We start from the raw sequence: 25,549 nt of genomic DNA, 5'->3' as shown, positions 1-25,549 counted from the left end.
ACAGGGTGTTGACCGGCGGGAAGCTCCATGGATAACTTCGTTCTACGGATTGTTGATTCCGTAGAGCGGAAAACTGGAGGGTGTGGGATGGGTCAGGGCCAGCAGGAGAAGGTGGCGACGAGTCTCGCGGGCGCGGTCGGCGAGGAGATCAGCGCCTCCCTGGCACCGGTCGACGCCGAACTGGAGCGCCGCTACCCGGGCGACCCCGGCACCCGTCAGCCCGTCCACACGGTCTACGTCCCCGGTGACGTCTTCGCCGCCGACACGATCCGCTCCTGGGGCGACCGGGCACTCGCCGCCCTCGACGAGCACGCGCCCGACGCGGCCTCCTTCGCCGCCGTCCTCGGCCTCTCCGACGCACTCGCCGAGCCCGTCCACGCGCGCGTGCGGGCCAAGTTGGAGCGCGAGCCCATCGAGGACCTGCGTGTCGACTTCGAGGACGGCTACGGCCCCCGCCCCGACGCCGAGGAGGACGAGGCCGCCGCCCGCGCGGCCCGGCTGATCGCCGAGGCGTACGCGAAGGGCACGGCGGCGCCGTACATGGGCATCCGGATGAAGTGCATGGAGGCACCGGTGCGCGAGCGGGGCATCCGCACCCTCGACATCTTCCTGACCGGCCTGATGGCGGCCGGCGGGCTGCCCGAGGGACTGGTCCTGACCCTGCCCAAGGTCACCTATGCCGAGCAGGTCACCGCGATGGTGCGCCTCCTGGAGGCCTTCGAGGAGGCGCACGGCCTGGAGCAGGGACGCATCGGCTTCGAGATACAGATCGAGACCAGCCAGTCCATCCTCGCCACCGACGGCACGGCGACCGTGGCCCGCATGATCCAGGCCGCCGAGGGCCGCGCCACCGGTCTGCACTACGGCACCTTCGACTACAGCGCCTGTCTCGGCGTCTCCGCCGCCTACCAGGCCGGCGATCACCCGGCCGCCGACCACGCGAAGGCGGTCATGCAGGTCGCGGCGGCGGGGACCGGGGTGCGTGTCTCGGACGGCTCCACGAACGTCCTCCCGGTCGGTCCCACCGCTCGGGTCCACGATGCCTGGCGGCTGCACTACGGCCTCACCCGGCGGGCCCTGTCCCGCGCGTACTACCAGGGCTGGGACATGCACCCCGGGCACATCCCCACCCGCTACGCGGCCGTCTTCGCCTTCTACCGCGAAGGCTTCGAACAGGCCGCCGCGCGCCTCACCCGCTACGCCAACCGGGCCGGCGGCGACGTCATGGACGAGCCCGCGACCGCCAAGGCCCTCAGCGGCTATCTGCTGCGCGGCCTGGACTGCGGGGCGCTCGACATCGCCGAGGTGGCGAGGGCGACCGGGCTGACCCGGGCGGACCTGGAGGGCTTCGCGGTGCCGCGCCGGGGTGACCTGACGGCGTCCGCCAAGTAGCGGACCTGTCACAGCTGTTGTCGTCGGATGCTGTTGTCACTGCCGCCCCGTAGGCTGTACGGCGTTCATGGTTGTGCCACAGGGACGGAGCGGCGGTGCCTTCGGGGGAGAGCGGACGCGTGGACGGGACCGACCGGTTGCTGGCCGGGCGCTATCGCGTCGTGGCCCGGCTGGGGCGCGGTGGCATGGGCGTCGTCTGGCGGGCCGTGGACGAGGTCCTCGGCCGTGAGGTAGCCGTCAAGGAACTGCGCACCTTCACCGACGCCCATGGGCCCGAACTGGACGACCTGCGGCTGCGGATGCAGCGCGAGGCGCGGGCGGCGGCGCGGGTCCGCCATCCCGGAGTCGTCGCCGTGCACGACATCGCCGAGGTCGACGGACGCCCGCTGATCGTCATGGAGCTGATCGACGGCCCCTCCCTCGACGACGTCCTGGCGGAGCGCGGCCCGATCGGCCCGCGCGAGGCGGCCGGAATCGGCGCGAAGGTCATGGAGGCACTGGCCGCCGCCCACTCCGCCGGCGTCCTGCACCGCGATGTGAAGCCGGGCAACATCCTCCTGGACCGCTCGGGCCGGGTCGTCCTCACGGACTTCGGCATAGCCACCATGGACGACCCGGGCGACGGGTCCGCCACCCACCTCACCCGCAGCGGCGAACTCATCGGCTCCCTGGACTACTTGGCCCCCGAGCGGGCCCAGGGCGCCGACCCAGGACCGGCCTCCGACGTCTGGGCCCTGGGCGCCACGCTCTACGCGGCGGTCGAGGGCACCTCACCGTTCCGCCGCACCTCGACCTACTCCACACTCACGGCGATCGTCTCCGAGCCCCTGCCGGACTCCCACCGGGCGGGCCCCCTCGGCCCCGTCCTGCGCCAACTGATGGACAAACGCCCGGAGTCCCGCCCTGACGCCGACCGGGCGCGGGAGCTGCTGGAAGCGGTGGCCGGGGCGCCGGAGACGGATGCGCCTACGACCACGTTGCGGGCGAGCGGGGGCGGGGTTCGCGCGGTGCCGCCGGGGTTCGGACCGGTGGAGTCAACGGAGGCTCGTACGGCGGGCCTTGGGGGAGCGGGCGCGGTACGGGGCGAGGTCGGGGCGGGAGTTGAGGGAGCCGAGGCCGCTGAGGCGACGGAGATCGGGCAGGGGCTCGGGTCCGCGGGGGCCGGGGCTCCGGCTGGGCCGAGGGGCGGCGCCGTCGACCCGGTCGCAGGCGGTGAGCCGGAGAGCGGTGGTACACCGGGGGAGGCGGGACCGGAGAACGCCGGAACCGTGGCCTCGGGGCGTTCCGGGTCCGGAGTTTCAATACCCGGGCAGCCGGGGCGACTTGAAGCAACGGCCTACGGATCGAGTGCGGCATACCCGCCCGCATCAGGAGAGCAGGGCCCCGCTTCTCCAGGGCGACCTGCCTCGGGCACCCACCGGCCCGCCACCACGCCCCCTCCCACATCCGCGCCCCAAGGCTTCGGCCCGCCCCCCACCCCCGCAACGCACCCGACCGGCCCCATGACCCGACCCGACCCGCCCCGCCGCAAGGCACGCGTCCTGATGGCCGCCGCAACGGCAGCCGTCGTCCTCGCCGGTGCCGGAGTCCTCGTCGCCCGCTTGGCCAACTCCGGGGACACGTCCGTCACTTCGCGACCCAGCTCACCCCCGGCCGGTGACGTGATCGGCCCCGCCTCGCCCACCGGACGCACCGACGCCGACCGCTCGATCGACCCCAAGCCCACCGGTCAGGGCGACGACGGGTCCCAGGCGCCGACGCAGCAGCACACGGGCAAGGGAGAGGGGACGGGAGCGGGGAAGGCTTCCAGCGCCGCTCCGGGCAGGTCCACGACCCCCAGCGGCGGAACCACCCCGACGACGGGCGGGAACAGCCCCAGTCCCAGCCCCGCCGCCTGCCAGTCCATCGGCGGCGGCAAGTACAACTGCCAGGTGTGGCACAGCGCCAAGTCCTACACCGCGTCCGGCAACGAAGCCGGTGTCCTCGGCGCGGGGACCAACTACTTCTTCTGCCAGCAGAACCTGGGCCGCCGCGAGACCTACGGCCAGTGGACCAACGTCTGGTGGGCCAGGACGGACGACGACAGCGGCAACACGAACGTCTACGTCAGCGACGTCTACATCAAGGGTGGCGACAACGACGAGCCGGTCCCGGGGCTGCCGGTCTGCTGAAGCTGTCCGAAGCCCTCCAGGCCGGACACCGTCACCATCCCCTCCTCCAGGAACAGTCGGGTACCCCGCTCGCACAACTCCCGGTCCGCGCGCGCCCGCCTGCAGAACTTCTCCGGCGTCCGCCCGAACAGCTTCCTCAACTCCGCCGAGCCGCCCAGCAGTTCGGTGAGCAGCGCCCGCTCGCCCGGATGCCGGCGCGGTACGCCCGTACCGTCATGCAGCACCCCATGCCGGTTGACGTAGGCGTACACGCCCTCTGGCAACACCCCCGACTCCGGCTCGAAGCCGAACTCGGACCCGGGCAACCACACCCGGTCGAAGGCGATCTCGCTCGCGTCCACCACCGCGAGCTGCCGCGCCTCGAACCACGTCACGAACAACTCCCGTACGACGCCGGGTGAGTTGACGGGAGACGCCGAGACGTAACCCATGCGACTCACATGCGCGGAGACGCCGATGCCGACACCCGTGACCCGCGCCTTCACCATCGGGACGGGAGACGTGATCCCGAACTCCGCCATCTTGTGCCGCAGTTGGCCGGGACAGGCGTTGGAACCGATGGCGAGGACCGGGGTGCTGTCCTCGTACGTGACGCGATCGTCGAGAGGCAACAGCCGGTCGCCGACGAGGAGTCCGGAGGTGGCGGGCCAGGCGCCCGGGTAGGTGAGGGGTTCCTCGCGTGGGGCCCGAGCCAGTCCGAGGGCCTCCAACGTACGGTCGTCCACGAGCCCTCAGTCCGTCGGCGGCAGCTCGCCCGAGCCCCGGGTGATCAGCCGGGTGGGCAATTCGATGCGCTCCGGGGCGATGAGGTTGCCGTCCAGTTGGCGGAAGAGGCGGTCGGCGGCCGTGCGGCCGAGGGTCGCGGAGTCCTGGGCGACGACGGTCACGCCGGGCTGGAGCAGGTCGGCGAGCTCGAAGTCGTCGAAGCCGACGAGGGCGACCCGGCGGGACTGTTCGGCCAGGACCCGGACGACGGTGACCGTCACACGGTTGTTGCCGGCGAAGATCGCGGTCACGGGGGAGGGGCCGGTCAGCATCTCCTCGGCCGCCCGGCGCACCCGCACGGGGTCGGTCACACCGAGGGACATCCAGGCGTCCTCGACCGGTATGCCCGCGTCCTCCATGGCGGCCCGGTAGCCGCGCAGTCGCTCGACGGCGGTGTGGATGCGGGGCATGTCACCGATGAAGCCGATGCGCCGGTGGCCGTGGGAGATGAGGTGGGTGACGCCGTCGCGCGCGCCGCCGTAACTGTCGGAAAGGACGACGTCCGCGTCGATCTGTCCGGCCGGACGGTCCACGAACACGGTCGCGACGCCCGCCTTGATCTCCGGTTCCAGATAGCGGTGGTCGTCCCCGGCCGGGATCACCACCAGTCCGTCCACGCGCCGGGCGCACAGCGCCAGCACCAACTCCTGCTCGCGGTCCGGGTCTTCGGCGCTGGAGCCGTTGATCAGCAGGGCGCCGTGGGCCCGGGCGACCTCCTCGACCGCGCGGCTGAGCGGGCCGTAGAACGGGTCGGCGAGGTCCTCCAGGACGAGACCGATGCTGGCCGTGCGGCCCTTGCGCAGGACGCGTGCGCTGTCGTTGCGACGGAAGCCGAGGGCGTCGATCGCCTCCTGGACGCGGCGCTCGGTGTCCGGGGTGACGCCCGGTTCGCCGTTGACCACGCGTGACACCGTTTTCAGGCCGACACCGGCGCGTGCGGCCACGTCCTTCATGGTCGGACGGTTGCCGTAGCGGTTCTCGGGGCGGCGGGCGGTCTCTGGCACGATGCGCTGTCCTGTCCTGTCGTCCACGGGGGATGCATAGGTCCATGGGTTTGTATGAGGATGTGGCGTCGAGCATAGAGCCTGGACAACGTTGTCATATGCGAGAGAGACTGTCCACCGATATCTCCGGCCTGCGCCCCCACCGCGAGACCGGCCCAACTCACCTTCTGGTGGTACCTCATGTTTGACGGGGAGATCTGACACTGTGATGCACACCGACCTCGTGGCCGCGCTCGACATCGGAGGCACCAAGATCGCCGGGGCGCTGGTGGACGGCCACGGCAAGATCCTGGTGCGCGCGCAGCGCCCGACACCCTCGCAGGACGACGGCGACACCGTGATGAGCGCCGTGGAGGAGGTGCTCGGGGAGCTCACCGCATCGCCTTCGTGGTCCCGCGCGAGCGCCCTCGGCATCGGCAGCGCGGGTCCCGTGGACGCCTCCGCGGGCACCGTGAGTCCGGTCAACGTGCCCGGCTGGCGCGACTATCCGCTTGTCGAGCGGGTGCGTGCGGCGACCGGGGGCCTGCCCGTCGAGCTGATCGGCGACGGTGTGGCGATCACGGCGGCCGAGCACTGGCAGGGCGCCGCGCGCGGGCACGCCAACGCGCTCTGCATGGTGGTGTCCACGGGCGTCGGGGGCGGCCTCGTCCTGGGCGGGCAGTTGCATCCCGGGCCGACCGGCAACGCGGGTCACATCGGCCACATCAGCGTGGACCTGGACGGCGACGCCTGTCCGTGCGGTTCGCGCGGCTGTGTGGAGCGGATCGCCAGCGGTCCCAACATCGCCCGGCGGGCGGTCGAGGGCGGTTGGCGGCCGGGCCCGGACGGCGACGCCTCGGCCGCCGCGGTGGCCGCCGCGGCCCGCGCCGGCGACCCGGTCGCCGTGGCCTCCTTCGAGCGGGCCGCGCAGGCACTCGCCGCTGGTATCGCGGCCACCGCGACCCTCGTCGAGATCGACATCGCCGTGATCGGCGGCGGCGTGGGCAAGGCGGGCGACGTGCTCTTCACGCCGCTCCGCAAGGCCCTGAGCGACTACGCGACGCTGTCCTTCGTGCAGCGCCTGACGGTGACGCCGGCTCAGATGGGCACGGACGCCGGGCTGGTGGGAGCGGCCGCGGCCGCGCTCGCCGGGCGGGCGAGCACGACCTCGGCCGGGGTGTGAGGAACCGAGCGGACGAAACGTTCGCTCAGTGGCCTACGCCCTTGCTCGGCACGTGAGTTGAACGTCCGCCCAGTCCGCGTGGTCCGAGTCGATCCCGTCACCGCCGTCGGTGACGACGAGCCGGACCACCTGGGCGCCGGTCACGTCCGCCGTGACCGGCTGGGCGGGCATCGCGTTGGTGAGGACGCCGGTCGAGGCGACCCTGGTGCCGTCCGCCCAGATCTCGAAGGCGACGGTGCCGTTGGCGCCCTTCTCGTCGTCCACACCGACGTCCGCGGTGACCTTCTCGCACGCCTTTCCGGTGTAGTACTCCACGTCGCTGGCGGCGTGGACACCGAGCCCCTTGGCGTACACCACTCCGCCCAGGGTGATCGGATGGCCGTCTCCCGCGGCGCTCTCCCCGTTGCTGGTGTTGCGCTCAACGGGCCCGTATCCATTGGTCGTTGACAGCCAGGGCAGGTCACCGAGGTACGAGGTTCCCGCCGGGGGAGCCACCACCACGGACGCGGTGAACGGCAGGGTGTCGCCGGCCCGCGCACCGCTCGGCGAGCGGTAACTCGCCTTGAGCGTCAGGTCGTAGGACCCTGTCGGCGTCCCCGCGGGTGCGGTGACCGTCCACTTCGTGCGCAGCGATCCGCCGGTCGGTACGGCCCGCGCGGTCGTCGGCGACGTGGCCCGGATCTTCCAGCCGGTGGGCCCCGAGAGGGCGACGGAGACGTGCTCGGCGGTCGTCCGGCCCAGGTCGGTGACGGTCGTGGTGAGCGGGGTCTTCGTGGCCGCCTGGATCAACGGGGTGCCGTCCAGGCCGAGTTCGACGGCGGGCGGGTTCTTGAGCGCGTGCCGGTCGGCGGAGACCCGTACGAGAACCGTGCCGTGGGCCGGGACGGTCGCGGAGATCGTGCCCGCGGTGTTGTAGCTCCGGTGCTGCCACAGGTCGCGCAGGGTATACGCGCGGGCGCCGGGGAGGCCGACGGCCGTCGCGGTCGTGGCGATGCGCTGAGCGCTGCCGGACTCGTTGAAGAGGGCCACCGTACGGCTGCCGTCCTTCATCTCCTTGGCGACGACCCAGCGTCCGCCCTCGGAGGAGACGACCGCGCCCTGCTTGCCCAGCGGGTCCTGGTCGACCGCGATGACCTCCTTGTTGTCGAGGATGTCGAAGGTCGCGTCGGTGGCCTTGCGCAGGTCCGAGCCGATGAGGAGGGGCGCGGCCATGATCGACCACATCGAGAAGTGGGAGCGGTACTCGGTGTCCGTCATGCCGCCGTTGCCGACCTCCAGCATGTCCGGGTCGTTCCAGTGGCCGGGGCCGGCGTACTGCGCGAGCGGGAGGTTCTGTTTGAGGATCGACAGCATCGAGCCCCAGTTGTCGCTGATGTCACCGGTCGTGCGCCACAGGTGTCCGACGTCCGAGGCCCACTCCCAGGGCTTGTTCTCGCCCCATTCGCAGATGCTGAAGACGATGGGCCGGCCGGTCGCCCTCAGGGCGTCGCGCATGGTGGTGTAGCGCGACTTGGCGTCGACGCCCTGGTTGTTGCAGTTGTCGTACTTGAGATAGTCCACGCCCCAGTCGGCGAACTGCCGCGCGTCGCTGTACTCGTGGCCCAGGGCGCCCGGAAACCCCGCGTCGTTGCACGTCTTGGTGCCCGCGCTGGTGTAGATGCCGAGCTTGAGTCCCTTGGAGTGCACGTAGTCCGCGACCGCTTTGATCCCGTGCGGGAAGCGGACCGGGTCGGGGACGAGTTCGCCGTCCGCGTCACGGGAGGGCAGGGCCCAGCAGTCGTCGAGATTGACGTACTGGTAGCCGGCGGCCTTGAGGCCCTTGTCGACGAAGAGGTCCGCTATTCCCTCGACCATGGACTCGTTGAACTCGGCACGGCAGTTGGTGGAGTTCCAGTTGTTGAACCCCATGGGAGGGGTGAGCGCCTGACCGTCGGCCAGGGCGGGCGAGACGGGATCCTGCACGGGGGCGGCGACGGCCGGCCCGGCGAGGCCCGCCGTGCACAGCAGCCCTGCGGCGAGCGCCCCGACCAGTCTTCGGCGGGTCGTGCGGGTGTGGGGGTGACGCATGGTGACGTTCCTCCGGACTCGCGAAAGATGGGATGACTGCATGTACGTGTCATCAATGTGCGCTTACGTTAGGGCGTGTTGGACTCTGTTGGAAAGGGTTGGTGAGGCACCGGTACATCGGATGTTAGAAGGCCGAGCTGACTGCTTTTGAACGTGTTCAAGTTTCTGCGCTAGGCTCACTCCGAACCGAAGGGGGAGCCCTGTGAAGATCGTCATTCCCGGTGGTACGGGACAGGTGGGCGCGGTGCTGAACCGTGCTCTGACCGCGGCCGGGCACGAGGTCGTCGTTCTGAGCAGGCGGCCGACGCGTGATGGTGAGGTGTGGTGGGACGGCGAGAGGCTGGGGTCCTGGGCCCGGGAGGTCGACGGCAGCGACGTCGTGATCAACCTGGCGGGCCGCAGCGTCAGTTGTCGCTACACGCCGGCCAATCTGAAGGCGATGATGGACTCGCGCGTCCACTCCGCCCGGGTCGTCGGCGAGGCCATCGCCGCCGCCGCGCGACCGCCGCGCGTCTGGCTCCAGATGAGCACCGCCACCGTCTACGCCCACCGCTACGACGCCCCCAACGACGAGGCCACCGGCCTGATCGGCGGCGCCGAACCGGACGTCCCGCGCTACTGGTCCTACAGCGTGGAGATCGCCAGGAACTGGGAGCTGGCGCAGGAGCGCGCCGACACCCCGCACACCCGCAAGGTCGCGCTGCGCGCAGCCATGGTGATGAGCCCCGACCGCGGCGGTGTCTTCGACGTGCTGTCGGGGCTGGTCCGGCTCGGGCTCGGCGGTCCGGTCGCGGGCGGTGCCCAGTACGTCTCCTGGATCCACGACCAGGACTTCGTGCGCGCGGTCGAGTTCCTCGTCGACCGCGACGACATCGCAGGACCGGTGAACCTCGCCGCCCCGGGACCGCTCCCGCAGCGCGCTTTCATGCGCGTCCTGCGGGCCGCCCGTGGTGTCCCCGTGGGACTGCCCGCCACCAGGTGGATGGCGGAACTGGGCGCGTTCGCCCTGCGCTCGGACACCGAACTCCTCCTGAAGAGCAGGCGGGTCGTCCCGGGACGGCTGCTGGCGGAGGGGTTCACCTTCGATCATCCGCAGTGGCCCGAGGCGGCCGTGGATCTCGTACGGCGGGCCCGGGGCGGGGCCGGTTCCACCCGGCGGGCGGTCCGGGCGTGACCCCGGCGCGCTTCGCCAGTTGAACGGGGCATGAAGAAGCGCAGCATGCTCGCCATCGCCTCCCTCGCCACCGGGTTCGTCGTCGCCGCGATCACTCCGTCGCACTCCCACGACCACGACGTACTCGGCGATCTGAACGTCAAGGACACCGTGGGCTCCGTGGACCACCTCGTCAGCGACGGCAGCCTCGCCGTCGACGAGGGTGCCCTGGGACAGAACAGCTGATACCGGTCTGAAGCGCACGGCGCCGGTGCCTCGCCGGAGGGGGCACCGGCGCCGTCGTATGCGCGCTCTCAACTGGGGCTGGTTTCCGTGGCAGGGTGGAACGGGCAAGCCTCAGGGGGCCAACAGAAGAGGGGGAACTGTGACCGTCGTCTGGATCAACGGCGCGTTCGGTGCGGGGAAGACGACCACCGCACGGGAACTGATGGACCTGATCCCGAACAGCACGCTCTTCGACCCGGAGGTCATCGGCGGAACACTGTCCTGCCTGCTCCCGCCCAAGCATCTCGCGGAGGTCGGCGACTTCCAGGACCTGCCGATCTGGCGGCGGCTGGTGATCGACACGGCGGCCGCCATGCTCGCCGAGCTGGGCGGGACCCTCATCGTTCCGATGACCGTGCTGCGCCAGGAGTACCGCGACGAGATCTTCGGCGGTCTCGCCGCGCGCCGGATCGCCGTCCGGCATGTCCTCCTGGCTCCGGCTGAAACGATCCTGCGCGAGCGAATAGCCGCCCGGGAGATCCCCCCGGACCTCCCCGACGGCGAGCTGCGGATGCAGCAGTGGGCGTACGACCACATCGAGCCGTACCGCGCCGCGCTCGCCTCCTGGCTCACCGCCGACGCCCATCTCGTCGACACCAGCGCGCTCACCCCCTACGAGACGGCCACCCGGATCGCCGGGGCGGTCGGCAGCGGTACCGTGCCCGTCTGTGACATCGTGCAGACCCCGGAGCCCACCTCCGAGACCCTCGCGGCCGGAGTGCTCCTCTTCGACGAACAGGACCGCGTCCTGCTCGTCGACCCCACCTACAAGGCCGGCTGGGAGTTCCCCGGCGGGGTCGTCGAACCCGGCGAGGCACCCGCCCGGGCCGGCATGCGCGAGGTCACCGAGGAGACCGGGATCGTGCTCGACGACGTACCCCGGCTGCTCGTCGTCGACTGGGAATCTCCCGTACCGCCGGGCTACGGCGGACTGCGCCTCCTCTTCGACGGCGGCCGGCTGGACGCCGCGGAGGCCGACCGACTGCTGTTGCCCGGGCCCGAGTTGCGCGGCTGGTGCTTCGCCAGCGAACAGGAAGCCGCGGACCTGTTGCCCCCGGTCCGCTACGAGCGGTTGCGGTGGGCGCTGCGGGCCCGTGAACGCGGGGCCGCGCTGTATCTGGAGGCCGGAGTCCCGGTCGGCTGACGGTCAGTGAATTTGCGGTCTGATCAACGATGTTGGACGGGACTTTGCCTATTCGGGGACACGACCTGGCGATTTTACGGGGCGTGGGTCATTCCGATAACAAAGCGAGGGTGAATCGTCGCCTTCCCGGTATGAACAAGAACGTGAAGAAGGTACATCCGGGCCCTAACGTCTTTGCGCAGCTCAGTTCTCTCGCGGCCGTCGGCCGCCCTGACGGGACCGGATCTCGTGCCGGTCGAAGGAGAGGAACATGCGCGCGCCATCCTCGGCCCTCACCCGGGCCCTCACCCTCGCCGCCGGCTTCGCGCTGGCGCTCACCGCCTGCAGCAGCGGCGGCGGGGGCGACGGCTCCGGCAAGGGCAGCTCGGCCGGGCTCACGTCCTGCAACACCGTGGGCAAGGCCAACACCTGCAACACGGCCGCCACCAAGTCCGGCGGGACGTTCACCTATGTGCTGGAGAAGAACATCCAGCAGTGGAACGTCCAGGACGTCAACGGCAACACCTTCGAGAACGCGGAGGCCCTGGAGGTCGTCCTGCCTCAGGTGTTCATACCCCAGCCCGACTTCTCCGTCGCCCTCAACACCGACGTGGTCACGTCCGCGACGCAGACCAGCACCAGCCCGCAGACCATCGTCTACAAGATCAACCCGAAGGCGTCGTGGAACGACGGCACGCCCATCAGCGCCGACGACTTCATCTACTACTGGCGTACCAACAACGGCAAGGACTGTCCGCCCCCGCCTGCCAGTGACTCCACGCAGACGAAGGGCTGTCTGCCGGCGAGCACCGCGGGCTATGACCGGATCAAGTCCCTCACCCCGTCCGACAACGGCAAGACCGTCACCATGGTGATGTCGAAGCCGTACTCGGACTGGAAGTCCCTGTTCGGTGGGGGCTATCCGCTCTATCCCGCTCAGACCGCCGAGAAGATCTCCGGGGCCAAGGTCGGTGACGCCGCCGCCATGACGGCCACTCAGATGGCCAAGGCCTGGCAGTACTTCCTCAAGACCCCGCCCACCAAGTACCCCACGGCGGGCGCCTACAAGATGCAGGAGTGGGCCGACAACGACCACGCCACCTATGTGCCCGACCCCAAGTGGTACGGCACGAAGAAGGCGACTCTCCAGCGGTTGATCTTCAAGGTGATCTCGGACGCCACTCAAGAGCCGACAGCCCTGAAGAACAACGAGGTTCAGGCCATCTACCCGCAGCCCGAGGTGGACCTGGTCAACCAGGTCAAGGACATCCCCGGCGTCACCTACACCATCGGGAACGGGCTGACCTGGGAGCACTTCGACCTCAACCTGCACGATCCGGTGATCGGCAAGTATGTGGCGCTGCGTCAGGCGATGTTCACGGCGATCAACACCAAGGACATCATCGCCAAGACGGTCGGCCAGTTCGACCCGGCGGTGAAGCCGCTCGGCAACCACAACTTCGTTCCCGGGCAGGCCGGTTACAAGGACGTGGTCAGCGCAAGCGGGCAGGGTTCGGGTGATCTGACGAAGGCGAAGAAGTACCTCACCGACGCCAAGTTCACCGGTGTGGGAACGGCGTTGAAGACACCGGACGGCAAGGCCGTCGGGCCCTTCAACTGCCGCTACACCACCGGCAACCAGATCCGGCAGAGCGAGTGCCAGATCCTGCAGAGCAACCTGGCGAGCCTCGGCATCAAGATCACCATCAAGCCGATCGGCGCCGCCGACCTCGGCACGGTCCTCGCCGGGCACCAGTACGACATCATCGTCTTCGCCTGGGTCGCGGCTCCGTTCCCGTCCAGTGGCGCCCAGCAGAACTGGTTCACCGGCGGTGGCGGCAACTACGGCGGCTACAGCAACAAGACGGCCGACTCCCTGATCTCCCAGGCCGTGGGTGAGACGGACGCGACGAAGTCCGCCGCGCTCCTCAACCAGGCCGACCAGCTCATGGTGAACGACGCCTACGTCCTGCCGCTCTACCAGAAGCCGACGTTCTTCGCGACGCAGACGCGGTTCGTGAACATGCGGAACAACTCCACGAACGTCGGACCGGCCTACAACACCGGCGAGTGGGGTCTGAAGAAGTAGCCCCACCAGCACGCCCGTCGAGCCCGGCCCCGGCGACACCGGGGCCGGGCCCGGCCCGGACGGCATCCCCGACCCGCCGGCCTCCGAGAGAAGACCGCATGCTCGCCTACACCGTGCGTCGCATCCTCGTCTCCATACCCGTCCTCATCATCTCGACGTTCATCGTGTTCCTCGTCGTCATCAACTCCGGTGACCCGGTGGCCAACTTCGCCACCTCACGTCAACCCGCGCCCAGTAAGGCGGCGGTGGCCGCCTTCGCCCGGCACATCCATGCCAACCAGCCCGTGATGGAACGCTATTGGAACTGGATCATCGGCGTCCTGCACGGCGACTTCGGCCCGTCCGTGCAGTCCAACCTGGACATCGGGCACGACCTGTTCACCCGGTTCAAGGTGACCATCACCCTGGTCGCCGCGGCGATGATCCTCGCGCTGATCCTGGCCGTGGTGTTCGGCGTGTTCAGCGCCATCCGCCAGTACTCCGCGGCCGACTACACCATCACCTTCTTCGGCTTCCTGTTCCTCGCCATGCCGGTGTTCTGGTTCGCGGTCCTGCTCAAGCAGGCCGGAATCTGGTTCAACGAGAAGACCGGCAGCCAGTTCCTCGGCACCATCGGCGAGAAGTCCCCGTACCTCGAAGTCGACACCACCTGGAACGAGTTCACTGATCACGTGGGCCATCTGATCCTGCCCACCATCACCCTCGCCCTGGTCTCCTTCGCGTCCTGGACCCGCTACACCCGCGCCTCCATGCTGGAGGTCCTCAACAGCGACTACGTACGGCTCGCCCGCGCCAAAGGGCTGCGGCGCGGCAGGGTGATGACCCGGCACGCGCTGCGCACCGCCCTCATCCCGCTCGCCACCGTCACCGCCCTCGACATCGCGATCATCCTGGGCGGCGCGGTGATCACGGAGACGATCTTCCAGTGGCACGGCATGGGCGAGATGCTGGTCCAGGCGGCGACCACGCTCGACGTCTACCGCACCATGGCCTGGCTGCTGCTCTCCGCCGTCGTCGTCATCGGGTTCAACCTCATCGCCGATCTCCTCTACGCCGTACTCGACCCGAGGATCCGCTATGACTGACATTGAGGCACCGGGGTCCGCGGCCACTCAACTGCCGCCCGAAGACCGCGAGTTCACCGTACGACAGCGCACCCAGACCCAGTTGGTGCTGCGCCGCTTCGTGCGGCACCGCGCCGCGATGGTCAGCCTGGTGGTGTTCGTGCTGATCCTGCTGTGGGCGTTCATCGGCCCGCACCTGTGGCACTACTCCTACGAGAAGTACACCGAGGACAACTCCAAACCGCCGTCCTGGAAGCACCCGTTCGGCACCAACTCCTCGGGATACGACGCCTACGCACAGGTCATGCGCGGCACCCAGACCTCGCTCAAGATCGCCATCATGATCGCGCTCGGCTCCACCCTGGTGGGCGCGATCTGGGGCGCCATCGCGGGCTTCTACCGGGGCATCGTCGACGCCGTCATGATGCGCATCGCCGACCTCGTGCTCACGCTGCCCCTGTTCGCGATCGCGCTGGTCATCTCCTCGCGCACCGGCGGCTCCTGGTACTGGATCGCCATTGTGATCGCCGGGCTGACCTGGGCGTACGTGGCCCGGGTGGTGCGCTCCTCGGTGCTGTCGCTGCGCGAGAAGGAGTTCATCGAGGCGGCGCGGGCGCTCGGCGCCTCCGACGTGCGGATCATCTTCCGGCATCTGCTGCCCAACGCCCTCGGCCCGATCATCGTCAACGCGACGATCCTGGTGGCGACCGGCATCCTCACCGAGACCGCGCTCTCGTTCCTCGGCTTCGGCGTCCAACCGCCCGACACCTCCCTGGGGTTGCTGGTCTCCCAGGCGCAGACGGCGGTCGACACCCGGCCCTGGCTCTTCTACATTCCCGGCGCGTTCATCATCGCCATCGCACTGACCATCAACTTCATCGGCGACGGACTGCGCGACGCCTTCGACCCCCGGCAGCAAAGGGTGCGACAGTGACGACCACGAGTCATGGAGTGCGCGAGGTCCCCGTGACGTCCGCCGTGCTCGAAGTCGAGGACCTCAGCGTGGAGTTCGGCACCGAGGACGGCACGGTACGGGCCGTACGCGGCGTCGGCTACCGGCTCGACCGCGGCGAATCCCTCGGTATCGTCGGCGAGTCCGGGTCCGGGAAGTCGGTGACCGCCCTCGCCGTGATGGGGCTGCTGCCGGCCGGCGCCCGGGTGCGCGGCTCGGTCCGCTTCGAGGGCACCGAACTCCTCGGGCTGTCCGATGCCCGCCTGTCCGACCTGCGCGGCAGCGGCATCGCGATGATCTTCCAGGATCCGATGACCTCGCTCAACCCCGTCTACAACGTGGGTTACCAGATCAGCGAGACCCTGCTCCGCCACAACCCCGAGATGAAACACAAGGACGCTCGCAAACGGGCCGTCGAACTCCTCGGCACGGTCGGCATCCCCAGCCCGGAGCGGCGCGTCGACAGCTATCCGCACGAGATGTCCGGCGGGATGCGCCAGCGCGTCGTCATCGCGATCGCCATGGCCAACGACCCGGACGTGATCATCGCCGACGAGCCGACCACCGCCCTCGACGTCACCGTGCAGGCGCAGATCCTCGAAGCCCTGGAGACCGCCCGCGCCGAGACCGGCGCGGCCCTCGTCCTCATCACCCACGACCTGGGGGTGGTGGCCGGGCACACCGACCGGGTCGCGGTCATGTATGCGGGCCGGATAGTGGAGACCGGCTCCGTCGAGGACATCTTCTACACCCCGCGCATGCCCTACACCCTGGGCCTGCTCGGCTCGCTGCCCCGCCTCGACCGCGAGGAGGCACGGCTCACCCCCATCACCGGATCACCGCCGAGCCTGCTCAACCTGCCACCAGGCTGCCCCTTCTCACCCCGCTGCCCCATGCGCCGCGACGTCTGCGACACGGACGAGCCCGCCCTGCGCAGGGCGGGCGGCGATCTGCACCTCAGCGCCTGCCACTTCGCCGACGAACTCGTCGACACCGGCGCCGGTCAGGTCTTCGACGCCGTCGGCGCGGACACCGAGGCCCTGGCCCGCTTCGCCGACGCGGCCTCCGCCACCGACCCCGAGGAGGGCTCCGTATGACCGCGCCCGCGCAGGCCGCCACCCCCTTGCCGCCGCTGCCCGGCCACGGCGGCACCGGCGAACCGGTCCTCCAGGTCCGTGAACTCGTCAAGCACTTCCCGGTCATGTCCAAGGGCGTCATCCGCCGCCGTGTCGGCGATGTGCACGCCGTGTGCGGGGTCTCCTTCGACCTCCACGAGAACGAAACCCTTGGCCTGGTGGGGGAGTCGGGCTCGGGCAAGACGACGATCTCCCGCACCGTCCTAGGCCTGGAACGGGCCACGGCGGGCCAGGTCCGCTACGGCCAGCACGAGCTGACCGAGCTGAGCAGACGTCAGATGCGGCCCCTGCGCCGCGAGTTGCAGATCGTCTTCCAGGACCCGTACGCCTCGCTCGACCCGCGGATGACCGTCCACGAGATCGTCGCCGAACCGCTGCGCATCCACGGGCGGTACGGGACCGGCGCCAAGGACGAGGTCCGCGAACTCCTGCGCCTGGTCGGGCTCAACCCCGAGCACGGCAACCGCTTCGCCCACGAATTCTCCGGCGGCCAGCGTCAACGCATAGGCATAGCAAGGGCGTTGGCCCTGCACCCGAAGGTGATCGTCCTCGACGAGCCGGTGTCGGCGCTCGACGTGTCGATCCAGGCGGGCGTCCTCAACCTCCTGATGGACCTGCAGAGCGAACTGAGCCTGTCCTTCCTGTTCGTCGCCCACGACCTGTCGGTGATGCGACACGTGGCCGGCCGGGTGGCCGTCATGTACCTCGGCCGCCTGGTGGAGATCGCCCCCGCCCGGCAGCTCTTCGCCCGCCCGGCCCATCCCTACACCCAGGCCCTGGTCTCGGCCATCCCGCTGCCCGACCCGCGCAAGGAACGCGCCCGGAAACGGATCACCATCCAGGGCGACGTCCCGAGCCCCGTCCGCCCGCCCAGCGGCTGCCGCTTCCGCACCCGCTGCCCCAAGTTCGCGAACCAGCTCACCGACAGCGAACGCACGTCCTGCGTCGAGGAGATACCGGCACTCGTCGACCGGGGCGGCGGCAACCCGGTCGCCTGTCACTACGCGGAGAGCGTCGAGTTGTTGTAGGCGATCCCGAGCGTCTCGGCGGACGGGTACGGAGTCAGCCGGCTCTCCTGCTCCAGGCGCCGGTTGAAGTCGCCCACGGTCGCGGCGAGTTGGGCGTACCGGGAGATGAGTCCGGCGGCGGCACGCGGGATGCCCTCGGGCCGCTTGCCGTCGGCGCAGGCCCGGATGAAGTCCTGGCGCTCGTCCCTCCCGTAGCCGTACAGGTCCACGACGAGCCAGTGCACCAGGTAGGAGAAGGCGTAGGAGCGGTCGTAGTGACGGTGGCGGTCGTAGAAGTCGCGCTCGTCCGCCGTGAGTCGGAAGCGCGGTGAGAGCGCGAGGCCGTGGTCGGCGAGGTAGAGCCGCCGTCCGTCGGTGAGGATGTTCCTGAAGTGGGCGTCGAAGTGTACGAGTTGGTGCTCGTGCAGGAAGCCGGTGACGGCTTCGAGACCCTGTTCCACGAGGGCGCAGGCGGCGTCGGGGTGCTCGGCGCGCAACTGTGCGGAGAACCAGTCGTGGAGGGTGTGCGGCAGGTGTTCCATGAACAGGGTCAGGCTCGCGGACGCCGTGCGCAGCGCCTCGATGTGCTCGCACCCGCCGCCCCAGTAGGCCACGTTCCGCTCCACGTCGGCGAGTTCCTCGGGCAGCGACTGCTCCGGGTCGGGCAGCACGCGCCAGTGGTGCAGCAGCGGGAACCCCGGAAAACGGCCGGCCACCACCCAGTTGGTCGTCATCTCATGGACGACCAGCTCACGCCAGACGCCGAAACCGGGGCTGGGGACGGCACCGATGCCGTAGTGACAGACGGCGGGCGCCCCGAACACGTTCGCCGTGGACCGCACGTTCTCCGACAGGCGCTCGACATCCGTCAGCGGCATCCGCTTCACGAACACCTTCCTGCCGTCGACCTCGATCAGCGCCGAGCGACCCCCGACGCTGGTCCCCAACGGCGTGCCGGTCTCGACCAGTTCGGCGAGTTCGTGGTCGGAGAGGAGGGCGAGGGATGTGGCGATGTCACTGTGGGCGACGAGGCGTTCCGTGGGAGACATGGGGTTCATCCTCGGCCTGGGGCCGCGTACTTGTCCGCCGATCTCCGCAGCGCCGCCCCCGCCTGTCCGATCACCGGATCGCCGTGACCGAAACAGGCCACGTCCACGTCGAGAGCCGCCAACCGGTGGAGGGAGTAGACGGCCCGGGCGCGGTCGACGTTGAACAGACCGAGCATCACAGCGCCGTCGACCGGGGACGCGGCGACGGCGTCGCCGGTGAACAGCGCGCCGTGTTCCGGCAGATGGAGCGCGATGCTGCCGTCCGTGTGACCGGGAGCATGGACGACAAGAGCGCCGGCCCCGAAGCCGAGTACATCACCGTCCCCCAACTCCGTGACTCCGGCTGGGCGGTGGATGTCTCCGTGGGGCAGTTGCCTGACCACCTCCGCATGGATAGGTCGCTCCCAGTCCTCGAACACCGGTGGCGGGCCCGGGATATCACCGCGCACGACAGGGGCGTCCAGCCGATGCGCCAGCACCTCCGCACCGCTCATCGCGGCGAACTCGCCCGCCCCGCCCACATGATCCTCGTGGAAATGGGTGAGCACGATCCGCCGCACGGCCGCCGGATCCCGCCCCAGCGAGGTGATCGCCTCCGCGATCGACGCGCCCGAGCCCACCGGCCCCGCGTCGATCAGGGTCAACTCCCCTTCGTCGGACCAGAGATAGGCCTGGCCGACCGAGAAGCGCAGAAGGTGGAGATGAGGGAGGATCTCGACGACGTCCATGGGAGGACCGTAGAAGGGTCCCTGCTCGGAGGCCAGGGTCCTCTGCCGCGGGCAGAACCGATCAACTGCTCGCGTAGTTCCGCAGGAACAGCGCCTCCGCCACCGACAACCGCTCCAACTCCTCCGGCGACACACTCTCGTTCACCGCGTGGATCTGCGCCTCCGGCTCGCTGAGGCCGATGAGGAGGATCTCGGCCTGCGGGTAGAGGGCCGCGAGGGTGTTGCAGAGGGGGATGGAGCCGCCCTGGCCGGCGTACTGCATCTCCTGGCCCGGGTAGGCGACCGCCATCGCGTCGGCCATCGCCGTGTACGCCGGGCTGGTCGTGTCGGCGCTGAAGGGCTGGCCCTGGCCGATCTGCTCGACGCGCACGCGGGCGCCCCAGGGGGTGTGTGACTCCAGGTGGGCCTGGAGCAGCTTGGCGGCCTCGACGGCGTCCACGCCCGGCGGGACGCGGAGGCTGACCAGCGCGCGGGCGCCGGCCTGCACGGACGGGGTGGCGCCGACGACCGGCGGGCAGTCGATGCCGAGAACCGTCACGGCCGGGCGCGCCCAGATGCGGTCGGCGACCGCGTCGGAACCGATCAGTTCGACGCCGTCCAGCACCTTGGCGTCCGTACGGAACTGCTGCTCCTCGTACGCGAGTCCGTCCCAGGAGGCCTTCGCCGCGAGCCCGTCGATCGTCGTCGAGCCGTCCTCGGCGCGGAGAGAGTCCAGGACACGGATCAGCGCGGCCAGCGCGTCCGGCGCGGCGCCGCCGAACTGGCCCGAGTGCAGGTTGCCTTCGAGGGTGTCGATCTGCACGCGCATCATCGTCATGCCGCGCAGGGTGGCCGTGACCGTGGGCAGCCCGACCCGGAAGTTGCCCGCGTCGCCGATCACGATCGTGTCGGCCTTCAGCAGCGCGGGGTGCTCCTCGGCGTACCGCTCCAGGCCGCCGGTGCCCTGCTCCTCCGAGCCCTCGGCGATCACCTTGACGTGCACCGGGACACCGCCGTTGGCCTTGAGGGCGCGCAGCGCGAGCAGGTGCATGATCACGCCGCCCTTGCAGTCGGCGGCGCCACGCCCGTACCAGCGGCCGTCGCGCTCGGTCAGTTCGAACGGCGGGGTCGTCCACGCGGACTCGTCCAGCGGCGGCTGCACGTCGTAGTGCGCGTACAGGAGCACGGTCTTCGCGCCCTCCGGGCCGGGCAGGTAGCCGTACACCGACTGGGTGCCGTCCGGGGTGTCGAGCAGGGCCACGTCCTGGAAACCCTCGGTGCGCAGCGCGTCGGCGACCCAGTTCGCGGCGCCCTCGCTCTCGCTCTTGGGGAACTGGTCGAAGTCCGCCACCGATGTGAAAGCCACCAGCTCGGTGAGCTCCCTCCGCGCCGTGGGCATCAGCGAGGCGACGGTCTCGGCGACCGGATTCGACGACATGGGCACGCTCCTTGTGGGTGCGACGTTGTACGAATGATGCCGTCGATCCTCCCACAACGGCCTGTGGCGATGTCCGCCGTAGGATGCGGGGGACAGGTGCGGCAGCGGCTTGATCGGGAGCAGTAGACCATCGTGAGCAGCGAGAACTCTTCGGCGGACGACGAACAGCGGGTGTGGGACGTCGTCGTGGTGGGCGCGGGACCCGCGGGGGCCTCGGCCGCGTATGCGGCGGCGGTCGCGGGACGGCGCGTGCTGTTGCTGGAGAAATCCGAGCTGCCGCGCTACAAGACGTGCGGCGGCGGCATCATCGGACCCTCGCGCGACTCGCTGCCACCCGGCTTCGAGCTGCCGTTGAAGGACCGGGTGCACGCCATAACGTTCTCGAACAACGGGCGCTTCACCCGGACCCGCCGGTCCCGGCAGATGCTGTTCGGGCTGATCAACCGGCCCGAGTTCGACCAGCAGCTCGTCGAGCACGCGCAGAAGGCGGGCGCCGAGCTGCGCACCGGCGTCACAGTGACACGAGTCGAGCAGCACGGCTCCGCGGTGCCGGACCGGCGCACGGTCGCCCTGGTCCTCCAGAGCGGCGAGACGGTGCTCGCGCGGGCCGTCGTCGGCGCCGACGGCAGCGCCAGCCGTATAGGTGCGCACGTCGGCGTCAAGGTCGACCAGGTGGACCTGGGTCTGGAGGCGGAGATCCCGGTGCCGGACACGGTCGCCGAGGACTGGAAGGGGCGGGTGCTCATCGACTGGGGCCCGATGCCCGGCAGCTACGGCTGGGTCTTCCCCAAGGGCGACACACTCACGGTCGGGGTGATCTCCGCGCGCGGTGAAGGCGCCGCCACCAAGCGGTACTTGGAGGACTTCATCGCCCGGCTCGGGCTCGCCGGCTTCGAACCGGCCATCTCCTCGGGGCACTTGACCCGGTGCCGCGCTGACGACTCGCCGCTCTCGCGCGGGCGGGTGCTGGTGTGCGGGGACGCGGCGGGACTGCTGGAGCCGTGGACCAGGGAGGGCATCTCCTTCGCGCTGCGGTCGGGACGGCTCGCGGGGGAGTGGGCGGTGCGGATCGCCGAGGCGCACGACGCCGTGGACACCCGCCGCCAGGCGCTCAACTACGCGTTCGCGATCAAGGCCGGCCTCGGCGTGGAGATGAAGGTCGGCAAGACCATGCTGGCCGTCTTCGAGCGGCGCCCCGGTCTGTTCCACGCCGCCCTCACCGGCTTCCGGCCGGCCTGGAAGGCATTCATGGACATCACCCGTGGCTCGACCACACTCGGCGAGCTGGTGCGCAGCCACCCCATGGCGCAGCGCGCGCTGACCGCGTTCGACCGCAGGATCGCGGAACCCGTCGCGCCCGAGGAGCCCGCGGAGGGCGAGGTCAGCTCCTGACCGTGACGTGGAAGACGGGGTGGTCGGGGGCGATGCGCCGCAGCTCGTCGTCGGAGGAGTCGGGGCCGACTCCTCCGAAGAACACGCCGACCTCGGCCTTCCAGCGCTTGAGGTAGGCGCGCAGCAGCGGCACCTTGTCGTCGCCGGTGACCTCGGTCGCGGTGAACGCGTCCACCTTCTTGCCGAGCCGCAGCTCGCCGCCGCCCGCCGCCCGCATGTTGTGCGTCCACTGGACATGTCCGCGCGGGGCGACGAGGTACTGCTGTCCGTCCACCGTCAGCAGGTTCACCGGGGTGGTCCGCCACTCACCGCTCTTGCGGCCGCGGACCGCCAGCACCCGTGAACCCCAGACGCTGAGACCGCGGCGGGTGAACCAGGCGACGGCGCGGTTGAGGACGTTCACGGTGAACCAGCCGGGCTTCTGAACGTGCGTGCTCATGACGACTCCCAGAGGTGGAGAGAGAAACAAAGGAAACACGGTGAGAGCGCCGCTCATTTTTGTGAGCACTGCTCTCGCTCGCCATCAGTCTGCATCGGGTCGGCGGTCCGGCGCAAGAGCAGTGCTCTCTTTTTTGTTCGCCGCTCTCGTTTGTGTGCACTGCTCCGATTCATGGCACACTGGCTCGTATGAGCACCACACAAGGGGCCCGCGCCCGCGCCAGGATCGAGGTCACAGCGGCCATCAAGGACGAAGCCCGCAGACAGCTCGTCGCCGAGGGCGCCGTCAAGCTCTCGCTGCGCGCGGTCGCCCGTGAGCTGGGCATGGTCTCCTCCGCCCTGTACCGGTACTTCCCCAGCCGTGACGACCTGCTGACCGCTCTCATCATCGACGCGTACGACTCCCTCGGGGAGACTGCGGAGACGGCGCATTCCGCGGTGGCGGACGACGGCCCGCTGCGACGCTGGACGACCGTGTGCGAGGCGGTGCGCGGCTGGGCGCTCGGTCATCCCCATGAGTACGCGCTGATCTACGGCACACCGGTGCCCGGCTATGTCGCGCCCGAGACGACCGTCCCGGCCGCCGCCAGGATCGGCCTCCTCCTGATCGGCATCGCGCAGGACGCCCACCGGGCCGGCACCCTGACCGAACCCCCGCTCCCGGCCGAACTGCGCCCCGAGGGGGAGCGCATGGTCGCGGACTTCGCCACCGACCTCCCCCCTGCGACGGCCGTGGCCCTCGTCGCCGCCTGGGCCGAGCTGTACGGCCTGGTCGGCTTCGAACTCTTCGGTCAGTTCCACCGCGTGGTGGAGGACCGCGAGCGGTTCTTCCATCACTCGGTACGGCGACTCGCCCTCGGAGTGGGTCTCACCGACGGCTGACCCAAGGACGTACTCCTCGGGAAGTACGCGTGATCACCCCGCCGGGCTGACGCCCCCGGCGCCGCCCGGCGTCTAGCGTGACGTGCATGGACGAGCAGCGTGTACGCGGCGGAGCGCCACCCCGGTGGTGGCGCTACGGACCGCCGTGGTGGAACCGCCCGGAGAGCGAGCCGGCGGCACCGCACCGGTGGCCGTGGCGCTCCACACTGCTGGTCACCGTGTTCGTGCTGATCGGCAGCAACTTCGCCTCGCACAGCCAGCAGGACCGCGTCCCGCTCGACCTCTACGCGCGCGTGCTGCTCGTCGCCGGATCGGCGCTGCTCCTGTGGCGCCACCGGTACCCCGTGCCGGTCGCCTTCGGCACCGTGCTCTTCGCCGTCCTCTACCTGGGCGCGGGGTATCCCTACGGCCCCGTCTTCCTGACCGTCGCCCTCGGCTGCTTCAGCGCGGTCGTCGCCGGGCGGCGCTGGGCGGCCTGGACCGCCCTCGGCGTGCTGTGGGCGGCGCATCTCCTGGTCGCGCACTGGCTCTACCGGTGGCTGCCCCCGCAGCACGACCACGGAATGCCGTGGAGCGGTGAAGTGGCCGTCGCCACCTGGGTGGTGGCCATCGCGGCGATCTCCGAACTGGCCCGGACCCGCCGCGAACAGTGGGCCCGCGACCGCGCCGAGCGCGCCCAGGCGACCCGCCGCCGCGCCGACGAGGAACGCCTGCGGATGGCCCGCGAACTCCACGACGTCCTCGCCCACAGCATCTCCGTCATCAACGTCCAGGCGGGCGTCGGCCTCGCGCTCCTCGACTCCGACCCCGAGCAGGCCCGCACGGCCCTCACCACCATCAAGGCCGCCAGCAAGGAGGCGCTCGGCGAGGTTCGCCAGGTCCTCGACACCCTGCGCACTCCGGGCGACGCACCACGGGCCCCGGCCCCCGGCCTCGACCGGCTGCCCGAACTGGTGCAGCAGGCCGCGAGCGCCGGCCTCACCGTCGAGCTCGACGGCACACCGCCCCGCCTCCCGCCCGGCACCGACCTCGCCGCCTTCCGCATCGTCCAGGAGGCCCTCACCAATGTCGTACGGCACTCGGGTTCGCGGCACGCGCGCGTGCACGTCGACCACGACCCCCGGGAGCTACGGCTGCGCGTCGACGACGACGGACCCGCGACCGGCGCGGACGCGGGAGGCAGCGGCAACGGACTCGCCGGGATGCGGGAGCGGGCCGCCGCGCTCGGTGGCACGATCGAGGCGGGCCCGCGCCCGGACGGCGGCTTCCGGGTGTTCGCCGTACTGCCCCTGACGCCACAGCCCAAGGAGGACGACCGGTGATCCGCGTACTGCTCGCCGACGACCAGTCACTGGTCCGGGCCGGATTCAGGGCGCTCCTGGACGCGCAGCCGGACATCGAGGTCTCCGGCGAGGCCTCCGACGGCGAGGAAGCCGTGCGCAAGGTGGGCGAACTGCGCCCCGACGTCGTCCTGATGGACATCCGCATGCCGCTGCTCGACGGCCTGGCCGCGACCCGCCGTATCACCGGGGACGGCGACCTGAAGGACGTGAAGGTCGTCATGCTGACCACCTTCGAACTCGACGAGTACGTCTTCGAGGCGATCCGCTCGGGCGCCTCCGGCTTCCTGGTCAAGGACACCGAACCGGACGAACTCCTGCGCGCCGTAAGGGCGGTGGTCGAGGGCGACGCACTGCTGTCGCCCGGTGTGACCCGCCGGCTGATCGCCGAGTTCGCGGCCCGCTCCAAGGAGCCCGCGACCGCCGACGCCCTGACCCAACTCACCGAGCGGGAACGGGAGGTGATGGCCCTGGTCGGCATCGGCCTCTCCAACGAGGAGATCGCCCGCCGCCTCGTCGTCAGCCCGCTCACCGCGAAGACGCACGTCAGCCGCACGATGGTGAAACTGGGCGCCCGAGACCGGGCTCAACTGGTCGTACTGGCCTACGAGTCGGGGTTGGTCCGCCCGGGCTGGTTGGGCTGACCCGCGCCCTGCCGGTACCCGTACAGCACGGTCACCACCCGGGCGAGGAACACCACCGGAACGAGCACGAGCGCCCCACGCACCAGCAACGTCTCGACGGTGCGCGGGAGTTCGAAGAGCAGCGCAGGACCGGCGACCGCCCCGAAGAGTACCGCCGCCACGAACACCGCGCTGGCCAGAGCGTATCCAATCTCGACGGTCATCGCGTCCCGCTCGGCCTGAGTGCGCCGTCCCCCGGTCGTGGTCATCCCGGAAGTCTCACACGTGTGCGCCCGGCGGGGCAACGAAC

General features: G+C 70.3%; 23 protein-coding genes. 15 read left to right on the top strand and 8 right to left on the bottom strand.

Annotated elements, in window-relative coordinates:
• Positions 1-87: 87 nt before the first annotated feature.
• Both ABZT04_RS25535 and ABZT04_RS25530 read left to right on the top strand, forming a co-directional pair.
• Entirely contained in the window at positions 88-1,392 is a 1,305-nt protein-coding gene (locus ABZT04_RS25535; protein ID WP_356059302.1) for an aldolase/citrate lyase family protein, read from the top strand.
• Positions 1,393-1,511: 119 nt separating this feature from the next.
• A complete protein-coding gene (locus ABZT04_RS25530; RefSeq protein WP_356059301.1) occupies positions 1,512-3,563 on the top strand; it encodes a protein kinase in 2,052 nt (683 codons plus the stop codon).
• Here the strand turns inward: ABZT04_RS25530 and ABZT04_RS25525 are convergent.
• Positions 3,509-4,288, bottom strand: a complete 780-nt coding sequence (locus ABZT04_RS25525; protein ID WP_356059300.1) for a hypothetical protein — start codon at positions 4,286-4,288, stop codon at positions 3,509-3,511. The two genes, ABZT04_RS25530 and ABZT04_RS25525, sit on opposite strands and share 55 nt — an antisense overlap.
• Positions 4,289-4,294: 6 nt before the next feature.
• Positions 4,295-5,332 (bottom strand): LacI family DNA-binding transcriptional regulator, encoded by a 1,038-nt coding sequence (locus ABZT04_RS25520; protein ID WP_356059403.1) that lies wholly within the window; start codon positions 5,330-5,332, stop codon positions 4,295-4,297.
• Positions 5,333-5,540: 208 nt separating this feature from the next.
• Between ABZT04_RS25520 and ABZT04_RS25515 the strand changes: the two genes are divergently transcribed.
• A complete protein-coding gene (locus ABZT04_RS25515; RefSeq protein WP_356059299.1) occupies positions 5,541-6,494 on the top strand; it encodes an ROK family protein in 954 nt (317 codons plus the stop codon).
• Between the two features lie 33 nt (positions 6,495-6,527).
• On the opposite strand, the gene ABZT04_RS25510 is transcribed toward ABZT04_RS25515, so the two are convergent.
• Entirely contained in the window at positions 6,528-8,561 is a 2,034-nt protein-coding gene (locus ABZT04_RS25510) for an NPCBM/NEW2 domain-containing protein (RefSeq protein WP_356059298.1), read from the bottom strand.
• Positions 8,562-8,763: 202 nt separating this feature from the next.
• Between ABZT04_RS25510 and ABZT04_RS25505 the strand changes: the two genes are divergently transcribed.
• From ABZT04_RS25505 to ABZT04_RS25470, 8 genes are all read left to right on the top strand, one after another.
• Positions 8,764-9,735, top strand: a complete 972-nt coding sequence (locus ABZT04_RS25505) for a TIGR01777 family oxidoreductase (RefSeq protein ID WP_356059297.1) — start codon at positions 8,764-8,766, stop codon at positions 9,733-9,735.
• Between the two features lie 30 nt (positions 9,736-9,765).
• Entirely contained in the window at positions 9,766-9,960 is a 195-nt protein-coding gene (locus ABZT04_RS25500) for a hypothetical protein (protein ID WP_355901722.1), read from the top strand.
• Between the two features lie 139 nt (positions 9,961-10,099).
• Positions 10,100-11,143: an NUDIX domain-containing protein gene (locus ABZT04_RS25495; protein WP_356059296.1), complete on the top strand. Its 1,044-nt coding sequence runs from the start codon at positions 10,100-10,102 to the stop codon at positions 11,141-11,143.
• A 250-nt stretch (positions 11,144-11,393) separates the two neighbouring features.
• Complete coding sequence (locus ABZT04_RS25490; RefSeq protein WP_356059295.1) at positions 11,394-13,211, top strand: ABC transporter family substrate-binding protein; 1,818 nt, start codon at positions 11,394-11,396, stop codon at positions 13,209-13,211.
• A gap of 98 nt (positions 13,212-13,309) precedes the next feature.
• Positions 13,310-14,296, top strand: a complete 987-nt coding sequence (locus ABZT04_RS25485) for an ABC transporter permease (RefSeq protein ID WP_356059294.1) — start codon at positions 13,310-13,312, stop codon at positions 14,294-14,296.
• Complete coding sequence (locus tag ABZT04_RS25480) at positions 14,289-15,209, top strand: ABC transporter permease (protein WP_356059293.1); 921 nt, start codon at positions 14,289-14,291, stop codon at positions 15,207-15,209. The genes ABZT04_RS25485 and ABZT04_RS25480 overlap by 8 nt, the downstream gene beginning before the upstream one ends.
• Positions 15,206-16,324 carry an ABC transporter ATP-binding protein gene (locus ABZT04_RS25475; protein ID WP_356059292.1) on the top strand — a complete coding sequence of 373 codons (1,119 nt, stop codon included), beginning with the start codon at positions 15,206-15,208 and terminating at the stop codon, positions 16,322-16,324. The genes ABZT04_RS25480 and ABZT04_RS25475 overlap by 4 nt, the downstream gene beginning before the upstream one ends.
• Positions 16,321-17,391 carry an oligopeptide/dipeptide ABC transporter ATP-binding protein gene (locus ABZT04_RS25470; RefSeq protein ID WP_356059291.1) on the top strand — a complete coding sequence of 357 codons (1,071 nt, stop codon included), beginning with the start codon at positions 16,321-16,323 and terminating at the stop codon, positions 17,389-17,391. The genes ABZT04_RS25475 and ABZT04_RS25470 overlap by 4 nt, the downstream gene beginning before the upstream one ends.
• On the opposite strand, the gene ABZT04_RS25465 is transcribed toward ABZT04_RS25470, so the two are convergent.
• The 3 genes from ABZT04_RS25465 to ABZT04_RS25455 all read right to left on the bottom strand — a co-directional run bounded on the left by ABZT04_RS25465 (position 17,364) and on the right by ABZT04_RS25455 (position 20,564).
• The gene (locus tag ABZT04_RS25465) at positions 17,364-18,419 is read right to left on the bottom strand and encodes a protein kinase family protein (protein WP_356059290.1); all 1,056 of its coding nucleotides are present in this window, start codon (positions 18,417-18,419) and stop codon (positions 17,364-17,366) included. The genes ABZT04_RS25470 and ABZT04_RS25465 overlap by 28 nt on opposite strands.
• 5 nt (positions 18,420-18,424) lie before the next feature.
• Positions 18,425-19,147: an MBL fold metallo-hydrolase gene (locus ABZT04_RS25460; protein ID WP_356059289.1), complete on the bottom strand. Its 723-nt coding sequence runs from the start codon at positions 19,145-19,147 to the stop codon at positions 18,425-18,427.
• Between the two features lie 61 nt (positions 19,148-19,208).
• A complete protein-coding gene (locus ABZT04_RS25455; protein ID WP_356059288.1) occupies positions 19,209-20,564 on the bottom strand; it encodes a dipeptidase in 1,356 nt (451 codons plus the stop codon).
• A 132-nt stretch (positions 20,565-20,696) separates the two neighbouring features.
• On the opposite strand from ABZT04_RS25455, the gene ABZT04_RS25450 reads away from it, so the two are divergent.
• Positions 20,697-21,956 carry a geranylgeranyl reductase family protein gene (locus ABZT04_RS25450; RefSeq protein WP_356059287.1) on the top strand — a complete coding sequence of 420 codons (1,260 nt, stop codon included), beginning with the start codon at positions 20,697-20,699 and terminating at the stop codon, positions 21,954-21,956.
• On the opposite strand, the gene ABZT04_RS25445 is transcribed toward ABZT04_RS25450, so the two are convergent.
• On the bottom strand, positions 21,946-22,395 hold the full coding sequence (locus ABZT04_RS25445; RefSeq protein WP_356059286.1) for a nitroreductase family deazaflavin-dependent oxidoreductase: 450 nt from the start codon (positions 22,393-22,395) through the stop codon (positions 21,946-21,948). The two genes, ABZT04_RS25450 and ABZT04_RS25445, sit on opposite strands and share 11 nt — an antisense overlap.
• Positions 22,396-22,583: 188 nt before the next feature.
• Between ABZT04_RS25445 and ABZT04_RS25440 the strand changes: the two genes are divergently transcribed.
• The 3 genes from ABZT04_RS25440 (at position 22,584) to ABZT04_RS25430 (ending at position 25,260) form a co-directional block, all read left to right on the top strand.
• The gene (locus ABZT04_RS25440; protein ID WP_356059285.1) at positions 22,584-23,276 is read left to right on the top strand and encodes a TetR/AcrR family transcriptional regulator; all 693 of its coding nucleotides are present in this window, start codon (positions 22,584-22,586) and stop codon (positions 23,274-23,276) included.
• Positions 23,277-23,362: 86 nt separating this feature from the next.
• On the top strand, positions 23,363-24,598 hold the full coding sequence (locus tag ABZT04_RS25435) for a sensor histidine kinase (RefSeq protein WP_356059284.1): 1,236 nt from the start codon (positions 23,363-23,365) through the stop codon (positions 24,596-24,598).
• Positions 24,595-25,260, top strand: coding sequence for a response regulator transcription factor (locus ABZT04_RS25430; protein ID WP_356059283.1), 666 nt, complete (start codon positions 24,595-24,597; stop codon positions 25,258-25,260). The genes ABZT04_RS25435 and ABZT04_RS25430 overlap by 4 nt, the downstream gene beginning before the upstream one ends.
• Here the strand turns inward: ABZT04_RS25430 and ABZT04_RS25425 are convergent.
• Positions 25,221-25,508 (bottom strand): DUF6332 family protein, encoded by a 288-nt coding sequence (locus tag ABZT04_RS25425; RefSeq protein ID WP_356059282.1) that lies wholly within the window; start codon positions 25,506-25,508, stop codon positions 25,221-25,223. The genes ABZT04_RS25430 and ABZT04_RS25425 overlap by 40 nt on opposite strands.
• Positions 25,509-25,549: the final 41 nt, after the last annotated feature.

Source organism: Streptomyces sp. NPDC005492 (assembly GCF_040605995.1).
In the GTDB taxonomy this organism is placed as follows: Bacteria; Actinomycetota; Actinomycetes; order Streptomycetales; family Streptomycetaceae; genus Streptomyces.
This window is presented reverse-complemented; position numbering and strand designations above follow the sequence as displayed.

Coding starts and splice junctions, on each gene's coding strand:
- ABZT04_RS25535 (WP_356059302.1), top strand. CDS start 88: ATGGGTCAGGGCCAGCAGGAGAAGGTGGCGACGAGTCTCGCGGGCGCG.
- ABZT04_RS25515 (WP_356059299.1), top strand. CDS start 5,541: ATGCACACCGACCTCGTGGCCGCGCTCGACATCGGAGGCACCAAGATC.
- ABZT04_RS25510 (WP_356059298.1), bottom strand. CDS start 8,561: ATGCGTCACCCCCACACCCGCACGACCCGCCGAAGACTGGTCGGGGCG.
- ABZT04_RS25500 (WP_355901722.1), top strand. CDS start 9,766: ATGAAGAAGCGCAGCATGCTCGCCATCGCCTCCCTCGCCACCGGGTTC.
- ABZT04_RS25490 (WP_356059295.1), top strand. CDS start 11,394: ATGCGCGCGCCATCCTCGGCCCTCACCCGGGCCCTCACCCTCGCCGCC.
- ABZT04_RS25485 (WP_356059294.1), top strand. CDS start 13,310: ATGCTCGCCTACACCGTGCGTCGCATCCTCGTCTCCATACCCGTCCTC.
- ABZT04_RS25480 (WP_356059293.1), top strand. CDS start 14,289: ATGACTGACATTGAGGCACCGGGGTCCGCGGCCACTCAACTGCCGCCC.
- ABZT04_RS25470 (WP_356059291.1), top strand. CDS start 16,321: ATGACCGCGCCCGCGCAGGCCGCCACCCCCTTGCCGCCGCTGCCCGGC.
- ABZT04_RS25465 (WP_356059290.1), bottom strand. CDS start 18,419: ATGTCTCCCACGGAACGCCTCGTCGCCCACAGTGACATCGCCACATCC.
- ABZT04_RS25460 (WP_356059289.1), bottom strand. CDS start 19,147: ATGGACGTCGTCGAGATCCTCCCTCATCTCCACCTTCTGCGCTTCTCG.
- ABZT04_RS25455 (WP_356059288.1), bottom strand. CDS start 20,564: ATGTCGTCGAATCCGGTCGCCGAGACCGTCGCCTCGCTGATGCCCACG.
- ABZT04_RS25445 (WP_356059286.1), bottom strand. CDS start 22,395: ATGAGCACGCACGTTCAGAAGCCCGGCTGGTTCACCGTGAACGTCCTC.
- ABZT04_RS25440 (WP_356059285.1), top strand. CDS start 22,584: ATGAGCACCACACAAGGGGCCCGCGCCCGCGCCAGGATCGAGGTCACA.
- ABZT04_RS25435 (WP_356059284.1), top strand. CDS start 23,363: ATGGACGAGCAGCGTGTACGCGGCGGAGCGCCACCCCGGTGGTGGCGC.
- ABZT04_RS25425 (WP_356059282.1), bottom strand. CDS start 25,508: ATGACCACGACCGGGGGACGGCGCACTCAGGCCGAGCGGGACGCGATG.